Below are 9,246 nucleotides of genomic sequence, written 5' to 3'. Positions count from 1 at the left end.
GCCCGCGACAAGTCCTGGGTGAAGACGCCCGCCTGCAGCCCGTAGCGCCCGTCGTTCACCGCACGGAGAGCGTCCTCGAAGGTGCGGAAGGGCTGGAGCAGCACGACCGGCCCGAACGCCTCCTCAGCGCTCAGCGGCTCGTCGGCGGGCACGCCCTCCAGCACGGTGGCCTCGAGCAGAGCGCCGCGTCGCCCTCCCCCGGCCAGCACGCGCGCCCCACGCCCCACCGCGCGCTGGATCCAGCCCTCCAGCCTCTTCGCGGCGGGCTCGTCAATCATGGGCCCGAGCGTGGTCGCCTCGTCCCTGGGGTTCCCCGCGCGCAGCGCCCGCGCCCGAGCGACGAGGCGCTCCCTCAGTGCGTCGTACAGCTCCTCGTGAATGAGCACGCGCTGCACCGAGATGCAGCTCTGCCCCGCCTGGAAGAAGGCCCCATGGGCGACGCGGTCCGCGACGAAGTCCAGACGCTCGCCCTGGTCGCGATCGATGACACAGGCCGCGTTGCCGCCCAGCTCCAGGACCACCTTCTTGCGCCCCGCACGCGCCTTGAGCTCCCACCCCACCTTCTCCGAGCCGGTGAACGAGAGCAGCTTCAGCCGGTCGTCCTCGATGAATGGCCCCACGTCCTCGAGGCGCGTCGTGAGGACGGAGAAGGCGCCCTCGGGGAGCTCCGTCTCGGCGAGCACCTCGGCCATGATCGCCGCGCTCACGGGTGTGCGGTCCGACGGCTTGAGCACGAACGGGCAGCCCGCGGCGATGGCGGGCGCGACCTTGTGCGCCACCAGGTTGAGCGGGAAGTTGAACGGCGTGATGAAGGAGCACGTGCCCACCGGCACGCGCTGGGTGAAGCCCCGGTAGCCGGCCGTGCGTCGCGAGATCTCCAGGTTCAGCACCTCGCCCTGGCCGCGCACGGCCTCCTCGGCGGCCGCCTTGAATGTCTCGATCAGCCGGGCGACCTCCCCCCGCGCGTCGCGGATGGGCTTGCCCGCCTCGATGCAGAGCGCGAGCGCCAGCTCCTCGGCCCGCTCGCGGAAGCGGCGCACACAGTGCTCGAGCACTTCCTGCCGAGCGTACGGCGCCAGCCGCCGCATCGGGCCTGCCGCGCGCACCGAGGCGGCGATGGCCTCCTCCACGGCACTCGCATCCGCGAGCGCCACGCGAGTGACAACCTCGCCCGAGTACTTGTCGGTCACGGCCAGCTCCGCGTTCGGCTGCCGCGGGCGGTTGGCCACGTAGTACGGGTAACGTTCAGCCAGCATGGCGTCCCTCTCTCTCTTGCGCGTGCTCGTGGCTCAGGGCGTGGCGCCGTCCTCGTCACCGGCACCGAGCGCACGCGAGTTGTCCGAGTAGTCGATGGGCAGGTCGATGACGTGCACGCCGCCCGAGTCCAGGCAGCGCGAGAGCGTGGAGCCGAACTCCGCGGCGCTCGCTGGGCGGTGTCCGTGCGCGCCGTACGCCTCCGCGTAGCGGACGAAGTCCGGGTTGCCCAGTTCCATCCCGAAGTCCGGGAACCCCATCTCCCCCTGCTTCCAGCGAATCATCCCGTAGCCGTCGTCGCGCACCACGACCACCGTCAGGTCCAGCCGCAGGCGCACCGCCGTCTCGAGCTCCTGCGAGTTCATCATGAACCCGCCGTCGCCACAGACCGCGAGCACCTTGCGCTGCGGGTGGACCAGCTTTGCCGCGATGGCGGACGGGAGCCCCGCCCCCATCGTCGCGAGCGCGTTGTCGAGCAGCAGCGTGTTGGGCCGGCGGCAGCGGTAGTAGCGGGCGAACCAGAGCTTGTACATGCCGTTGTCCAGGCAGACGATCCCGTCCTCCGGCATCGCGCGCCGCACCTCGGCCACGAGCCGCGCGGGGTAGAGGGGGAAGCGGTCGTCGTCGATGCCACGCGCGAGCTGCGCATCCAGTCCCTGGCGGGCGCGCTCGAAGGGAGCGAAGTCCCAGTGCGCGCGCGGGCCAACGCCCTCCGCGATGCGCCACACCGCGTTGGCGATGTCGCCGGTCACCTCCACCTGCGGGAAGTACACGGGGTCCACCGAGGCCGACGAGAAGTTCAAGTGGACCACCTTCCGGTGGTTGTCACGCATGACAAACGGCGGCTTCTCGATGACGTCGTGGCCCACGTTGGCGATGCAGTCCGAGGCTTCGATGGCCCGGTGGACGAAGTCCCCGTCGGAGAGCGCTGCCGTGCCCATCCAGAGCGGGTGCGTCTCGTCCACCACCCCCTTGCCCATCTGGGTGCTGAAGAAGGGCATCCCCACGCGGCTCACGAAGACGCGGAGCATCTCTGAGGTGAGCTTGCGGTTGGCACCCGCGCCGATCATGAGCAGCGGGCGGCGGGCGGAAGCGATGGCCTCGACCGCCAGCGCGATGGCGGCCTCGTCGGCCACGGGCCGGCGGTGGGCGCTGGGCTCGAGGGGTGAGGCCTCGACGAGCTCTCGCGCCACATCCTCGGGCAGTTCCAGGTGGGTCGCGCCGGGGCGCTCCTCCTCCGCGCGGCGGAACGCCTCGCGCACCGCCGAGGGGACATGCTCCGCGGAGACGAGCGTGCGGGTGGACTTGGTGAGCGGCCTCATCATCCCCACGACGTCGATGATCTGGAAGTGGCCCTGCTTGCCCGCCTTGATGGGCTTCTGCCCGGTGATCATCACCATGGGCATGGCGCCGAGCTGGGCATACGCCGCGGCCGTGACGAGGTTGGTCGCGCCGGGCCCCAGCGTCGAGAGACACACGCCTGCGCGCGCCGTGAGCCTTCCCCATGTGGCCGCCATGAAGCCCGCGGCCTGCTCATGGCGCGTGACGATGAAGCGAATGCCCGAGGCGCGCAGGGACTCGAGCAGGTCCAGGTTCTCCTCGCCAGGCAGCCCGAAGACGCAGCGCACGCCCTCCGCTTCGAGCGCTCGGACGAACAGGTCTGATGCCTTCATGGGGGTCTCTCCTTGCGGACGAGGGGAAATCTACGCGCGTGGGGCGATTCGTCCATTCGTTTGTTCCCATGGGCCCGATAGGCATTGCCTATGATGCTGGGATGGAGCTGCGCCACCTCCGCTACTTCTCCGCCGTCGCCGACGCGCTGCACTTCGGACGCGCCGCGCGGCGAGTCCACGTCTCGCAACCTACGCTCTCGCAGCAGATCCGCCAGCTCGAGGAGGAGCTCGGGGCACCGCTCTTCGAGCGAGCGCGCGCCGGTGTGCGGCTGACCCAGGCGGGAGAGCTGTTCCGCACGTACGCCTCGCGAGCGCTGGAGGACGTAGATGCTGGACGAGCAGCGGTGGGCGAGCTGCGAGGGCTCGTCACAGGGGCGCTGCGCGTGGGCTACCCGCCGAGCATGCGCGGCGTTGTCGTGCCTGCGCTCACAGCCGTGCTGCGCAAGCACCCGGGCCTCGCGTTGAGTGCCGAGGAGGCAGTCGTCCGGCGGGTGGAGCGTCGGCTCGCGGACGGCAAGCTGGACGTGGGGCTGGCCTACGCGCCCGCTCGCCTACCTGACCTCGACGCGGAGCCTGTCTTCGACAGCAAGCTCGGGCTCGTCGTCGCCAGGGGGCACCTGCTGGCGGGAGTGGAGTCCGTGGGGGCCCGGCAGCTCGCAGGCGAGCCATTCGCATTGCTCTCGCGCGGGCTGCGCGTCCGGGTACGCGTGGACGCCTACTTCGCCGCCATGCAGCTCTCGCCCCATATCGCGCTCGAGTCCAACGCCGTGGCCACCGTGCTCGCCATCGTGCGCGCGGGCCTCGCTGTCACCGTGCTCCCCGAGCCACGACTGGCGGAGGCCGAGCGGCTGGTGGTGAAGCGGCTGTCCCCCGCACCGCGCTCCGAGCTCGCGGCCCTGCTCTGGCGCAAGGGCGCTCCTCGTACGCCCGCGGCGGAGCTGTTCGCGGCGGAGGTGCGCGCGCGGGCGAAGGAGGCCGAGGAGTAGGAACGGCCTCACTTCGAGGCAGCGCCGTCCATCCGCAGGAACCGCGCGGCGTTGTTGTAGAGGATGTCGCGCTTCTGCACGGCGGTCAGGAACGGCGCCTCCTCGATGAGCTGAATGGCCCTGGGGATGACCTCGGGCCAGATCATCTGGTCGGAGCCGAACATCACGCGACGGCCAAACCCCGCATCGACCATGCGCTGAAGGTACCTGTAGAACTCTGCCTTCGGGAGCGCGTAGATGATCACGCCGGTGTCGACGTACACCTGCGGGTGCGCCCACATGACGGCGAGCATGTCGTCGAGCATCGGCCAGCCCGCGTGCATGACGTAGACTCGCAGCTTGGGATGCTTGACGAGCACCTCCTCGAGCGCCAGCGGTGAGTGCATCCGGGCGCGATACTTGTCGAAGCCCAGGTACGGCGCTCCCGGCGGTCCCGTCCCGATGTGGATCCCAACGGGGATGTCCAGCTCCTCGGCCAGCGCGAGGTAGGGCTCGAACGCCGGATCGTTCGGATCAATGCCACCGTACTGGTTGGTCACCTCGGCCAGCGCCTTGTAGCGGCCCTCCTTGAACCACTGCCGCAAGGTCTCCACCGAGGGTGGCTGTTCCACCAGGCTGAAGTGCAGCGTGGGAATGACTCGCGTGGGCTCGGCGGCCTGCCACCGCTCCAGCATCTCCGATCTGCCCCCGCTCGTCAGGGCAGTGATGTTGTGGCGACGCAGCACGTCGAGGTTCCGCTGCATCAGCTCGTCGTCTGTCTTCGGCGACCACACGGGATCGCTGCACTCGGGGCTCGTGAGCCACCCGATGAACTGCTCGGGCCATGGCCGGCGCTGATCCCAGACAGGAAGAGCCTCGCCCGACACGCACATCGCGAGCGGCGGGGGACCTTGATCACCCGCACCCATGGCATGGAAGTGCATGTCGATGATGGGCGGCGGCGTGGCAGCGCGCTGGGCAGAGTGCCCGCACGCCAGGAGCAGCAGACATCCGGCCATGATGACGAAGCCGGCGAGTGGTCGCTGGGTCATGCCGTGGAGGGTAGCGCAGCTACCCCCTCCACCCCTGTCCATTCCCTGAGAGAAACGAAATTCGGGGCGTCTCACGGGCTCTCCCCTTCCCTCTCGTCGGGGTGCAAACAGACCCGGGCCCGCTCTGGGACCGAGCGAGCGCAAGTCCCTCGTGCGCGAGTTGGCGGAGAAGGCCCAGAGCGTGATTTGACTACGCTCATACTTCCTCGGTCCTACTACCCCATGAAGGAGCTCGAGCCGTGAACGGAGGACACTGGGTGCTGGCCAGCCGCCGCGTCGTCACCGAGAGCGGCGTGCGTGAGGCCGCGGTCGTCATCAGAGACGGGAAGATCGAGGCAGTGGTCTCCCCTCAGCGGGTGCCTCGGGACCTGCCGGTGAGGGACGTGGGGACCAAGGTGGTGATGCCGGGCGTGGTGGACAGCCATGCCCACATCAACGAGCCTGGCCGCACCGAGTGGGAGGGCTTCGAGACGGCCACTCGCGCCGCAGCCGCGGGTGGCATCACCACCGTGGTGGACATGCCGCTCAACTCCATCCCCGCCACCACCACGCTGGAGGCGCTGCGCACCAAGGCCGCCTCCGCCGAGGGACGCTGCGCCATCGACTACGGCTTCTGGGGCGGCGTCATCCCCGGCAATGCGGGCGAGCTGGACGGCATGGTCGACGCCGGGGTGACGGGCTTCAAGTGCTTCCTCATCCACTCGGGTGTGGACGAGTTCCCCCACGTCACCCGCGAGGACCTGGAGCGCGCCATGCCCATCCTCGCGCGGCGCGGCGTGCCCCTCATCGTCCACGCGGAGCTCACCGAGCACGAGCACCCGCCCCAGGGCGACCCGCGGGCCTATCGCGGCTACCTGCAGTCCCGCCCGCGCCGCTGGGAGGATGACGCCATCCGGATGATGGTGGAGCTGTGCCGCAAGCACCGGGGCCGCGTCCACATCGTCCACCTGTCCTCTTCGGATGCGCTGGCGGACATCGCCGCCGCGAAGCGCGAGGGCCTGCCCTTCACCGTGGAGACGTGCCCCCACTACCTCACCTTCGACGCGGAGCACATCCCGGACGGGGCCACCCACTTCAAGTGCGCGCCGCCCATCCGCGAGGCGGAGAACCAGGAGAAGCTGTGGGCGGGGCTGGCGCGTGGCGACATCGACATGGTGGTGTCGGACCACTCGCCGTGCACGCCGGCCCTCAAGCACCTAGAGCGCGGCGACTTCGCTGCGGCGTGGGGGGGTATCGCCTCGCTCCAGTTCAGCCTGCCAGCGGTGTGGACGGGGATGCGCAAGCATGGCTACGGGCTGGAGGAGCTCGTCCGGTGGATGTGCCAGCACCCCGCCCGGCTCATCGGCCTGGAGGGAGTAAAGGGCACCCTGGCCCCCGGCGCGGATGCGGATCTGCTCGTCTTCGACCCGAGCGCGACGTTTACCCCGGAGCCCTCGGGCGTGCTCCACCGCCACCCCCTCACGCCGTACACGGGGCTCACGCTCCAGGGCGTGGTGGAGCGCTCGTGGGTGCGGGGAGTTCCCGCCTACACACGGGGTGAGCCCACTCCCCACCCCGCAGGCCAGTGGGTGCGCCGTCCTGGCGCGGCGCGCTCTGTGGCGTAAGGTATCCGCAGGAGGAGTTCCCGCATGCAGACCCCCGAGGAAGGCAAGGTGCGCGTCGCCTTCGCCGAGCTCATCGATCTGGCCGCAGAGAAGGTGGGCGGCAAGGCCCTCGTCGCCAACGACGAGTTCTTCGCGCCCAAGGAGAACCTGCTCAAGCCGGGGCGCGGCGTCTTCATCCCGGACAAGTACACCGAGTTCGGCAAGTGGATGGACGGCTGGGAGACGCGGCGCAAGCGCGTGCCGGGCTACGACTGGTGCATCCTCCAGCTGGGGCTGCCGGGTGTCATCCGCGGCGTGAACGTGGACACGAACCACTTCCTCGGCAACTTCCCCGAGTACGCCTCCGTGGACGGGCTGGAGGTGGAGGGCTCGCCCGCGCCCGAGTCCCTCACGGGCGCGGAGTGGACGGAGATCGTCCCGAAGACGAAGCTGGTCGGTGGCACGCAGAACTACCTGCCCGTGGCCCGCGAGCGGCGGTGGACGCACGTGCGGCTCAACATCTACCCGGACGGGGGCGTGGCGCGCTTGCGCGTGCACGGGGTGGTGAAGCCGGATGTGGCGAAGCTGCGCTCGGGCGAGCTGGTGGACCTGGCGGCGGCGGAGAACGGCGGCATCGTCATCACCACCAATGACGCCTTCTTCGGGCCCAAGGACAACCTCATCCTCCCGGGCCGGGCTGTGACCATGGGCGAGGGCTGGGAGACGCGGCGCAAGCGCGTGCCGGGCTTCGACTGGATCGTCGTCAAGCTGGCCGTGCCGGGCACGGTGCATCAAGTCGAGGTGGACACCAACCACTTCAAGGGCAACTTCCCGGACATGTGCTCGCTGGAGGGGTGCTTCCTGAAGGAGGACCTCCTGGACTTCGCCAACGCGAAGGACATTGTCTGGCAGGAGATCCTCCCGCGCACGAAGCTGCAGGCGCACCACCGGCACCTCTACGAGTCGGAGCTGCGCGCCGCGGGGCCGTTCACCCACGTGCGGCTCAACATCTTCCCGGACGGCGGTATCAGCCGGCTCCGGGTCCACGGGCGCCCTGCGTGAACAAGATCCACTGGCTCAACGGCCTGCCCTTCGACGAGGCCAAGGCGGAGTTCCTGCGCTGCTGCGGCTCCAACCGCTGGGCGGACGCCATGGCGCGAGCGCGTCCTTTCAAGGACATCTCCTCGGTGTACGCGGAGGCGGGGTGGCTCTGGTCCCAGACGGGGCCGGATGACTGGCGAGAGGCGATCACGCACCACCCGCGCATCGGCGACGCGGACAAGCTGCGCGAGCGCTTCAAGGCCACCGGGGCCTGGTCTGAGCAGGAGCAGCAGGGCATGCAGGGCGCGGGCGAGGACGTGATCCAGGCTCTGGCGGACGGCAATCGCGAGTACGAGGAGCGCTTCGGCTTCACCTTCCTCATCTGCGCCACGGGGAGGAATGCCCGGGAGATGCTCGAGCACCTGCGCGATCGCATGAACAACCCGCCGGCGCTGGAGCTGCGCATCGCGGCAGGCGAGCAGGCACAGATCACCCGTCTTCGACTGGAGAAGCTCCTCACCACCCCATGAGCACCCTGTCTACCCACGTCCTCGATACGCAGTGGGGCCGCCCGGCGGCCGGAGTCCCCATCACCCTGGAGGCGCAGGAGGGCGCTGGCGGCTGGCGCGAGCTGGCCCGCGGCACCACCAACTCGGATGGGCGAGTGAAGGACTTCCTGCCCGCGGGCACGAGCCTGGAGCCTGGCACGTACCGGATGACGTTCCACACGGCAGCGTACTTCCAAGCGCACGCTGTGCATGGCTTCTATCCGTACGTCTCGGTGGTGTTCGAGATCCACACCTCGGGAGAGCACTATCACGTGCCGCTGTTGCTGAGCCCCTTCGGCTACTCCACATACCGTGGTAGCTGAGCCTTCTGATTGAATACGACCACCAGCCATTTAGAACCCAATTAAAGGAAGGTTCACATGAAGCGAAAGCTTCAGGTCTTCATCTCCTCTACCTACATAGATCTCAAGGAGGAGAGGCAATCAGCAGTAGAAGCCATCCTTGAGTCCGGCCATATACCTGCGGGCATGGAGTTGTTTGCAGCAGGAGACAAGAGCCAGCTTGAGACAATTCGTCGGTGGATCGACGACTCCGATGTGTATCTCCTCATTCTCGGAGGTCGGTAGCAAGCCCCAAGCGCCGCGTGAAGCTCCAAAGGAGCAAGAAGCCCACACAATAAACATGGCGTCATCTTGGCTTGGTTGCATTGCTGCTAAGAGGGTGTTGAGCAGAAACGGGCAGCCTCGACATGCCAGGGTCGCATGGCCTCTGGAGTGGCACTCATCCTGCATATGCAGCTTGTTGTCGGCCGCAGAGAGACCGTTTGCTTCTGCTGCCTCGTCGGCCGGACCGGCTCGCCGGTGCACTAGAAAGAAAAAGCCCTTTCCTGCCTCGGAGTCGGGTTATCCCAGTGACCAACTAGAAAAAACAAGTCCCTTTCATGCCTCGCGGGTTCGCCTTGGCGGGTGGGGAACTAGAAAGAAACGGCCCCCTTCATGCCTCACGGGTGGGACATTCCCCATGGGGAACTAGAGCACCGAATCGTTTGAAGTTCATGTTATCCGGCTTTGAGAGTGGGGCGCTCCAAGTGCCGCTGCCATGACTCGATGTTCTGGATGGACGCGGCCCGTCGCAGGTCGAAGGTGTTCTTGCGTACCCCCCGGTACCGA

At 68.4% G+C, this 9,246-nt stretch carries 9 protein-coding genes; 6 read left to right on the top strand and 3 right to left on the bottom strand.

The genetic code is table 11. The annotated features are described in order from the left end of the window. Both VD972_RS44095 and VD972_RS44090 read right to left on the bottom strand, forming a co-directional pair. The coding region (locus tag VD972_RS44095; protein ID WP_324995911.1) for an aldehyde dehydrogenase family protein at positions 1 to 1,256 on the bottom strand (1,256 nt) is incomplete at its 3' end. Between the two features lie 33 nt (positions 1,257 to 1,289). Then, positions 1,290 to 2,927 carry an acetolactate synthase large subunit gene (locus VD972_RS44090; protein ID WP_324995909.1) on the bottom strand — a complete coding sequence of 546 codons (1,638 nt, stop codon included), beginning with the start codon at positions 2,925 to 2,927 and terminating at the stop codon, positions 1,290 to 1,292. A gap of 101 nt (positions 2,928 to 3,028) precedes the next feature. Between VD972_RS44090 and VD972_RS44085 the strand changes: the two genes are divergently transcribed. Then, complete coding sequence (locus VD972_RS44085; protein ID WP_324995907.1) at positions 3,029 to 3,913, top strand: LysR substrate-binding domain-containing protein; 885 nt, start codon at positions 3,029 to 3,031, stop codon at positions 3,911 to 3,913. Positions 3,914 to 3,921: 8 nt separating this feature from the next. Here VD972_RS44085 and VD972_RS44080 read toward each other — a convergent pair whose 3' ends face one another. Next, complete coding sequence (locus VD972_RS44080) at positions 3,922 to 4,944, bottom strand: amidohydrolase family protein (RefSeq protein WP_324995905.1); 1,023 nt, start codon at positions 4,942 to 4,944, stop codon at positions 3,922 to 3,924. A gap of 239 nt (positions 4,945 to 5,183) precedes the next feature. On the opposite strand from VD972_RS44080, the gene allB reads away from it, so the two are divergent. Genes allB through VD972_RS44055 form a run of 5 tightly spaced genes read left to right on the top strand, consistent with a single transcriptional unit; the run spans position 5,184 to position 8,703 of the window. Then, positions 5,184 to 6,548, top strand: coding sequence for an allantoinase AllB (gene allB, locus VD972_RS44075; protein WP_324995903.1), 1,365 nt, complete (start codon positions 5,184 to 5,186; stop codon positions 6,546 to 6,548). 24 nt (positions 6,549 to 6,572) lie between these two features. Next, positions 6,573 to 7,589 (top strand): allantoicase, encoded by a 1,017-nt coding sequence (gene alc / locus VD972_RS44070; protein WP_324995901.1) that lies wholly within the window; start codon positions 6,573 to 6,575, stop codon positions 7,587 to 7,589. Next, positions 7,586 to 8,098 (top strand): 2-oxo-4-hydroxy-4-carboxy-5-ureidoimidazoline decarboxylase, encoded by a 513-nt coding sequence (gene uraD, locus VD972_RS44065; RefSeq protein ID WP_324995899.1) that lies wholly within the window; start codon positions 7,586 to 7,588, stop codon positions 8,096 to 8,098. The genes alc and uraD overlap by 4 nt, the downstream gene beginning before the upstream one ends. Then, positions 8,095 to 8,439 (top strand): hydroxyisourate hydrolase, encoded by a 345-nt coding sequence (uraH, locus tag VD972_RS44060; RefSeq protein ID WP_324995897.1) that lies wholly within the window; start codon positions 8,095 to 8,097, stop codon positions 8,437 to 8,439. The genes uraD and uraH overlap by 4 nt, the downstream gene beginning before the upstream one ends. 57 nt (positions 8,440 to 8,496) lie before the next feature. Further along, entirely contained in the window at positions 8,497 to 8,703 is a 207-nt protein-coding gene (locus tag VD972_RS44055) for a DUF4062 domain-containing protein (RefSeq protein ID WP_324995895.1), read from the top strand. Positions 8,704 to 9,246 lie beyond the last annotated feature (543 nt).

This window comes from Hyalangium sp. (assembly GCF_035629615.1).
GTDB lineage: Bacteria > Myxococcota > Myxococcia > Myxococcales > Myxococcaceae > Hyalangium.
The sequence above is the reverse complement of the archived record's forward strand: the minus strand, read 5'-3'. Positions and strand labels throughout refer to the sequence as shown.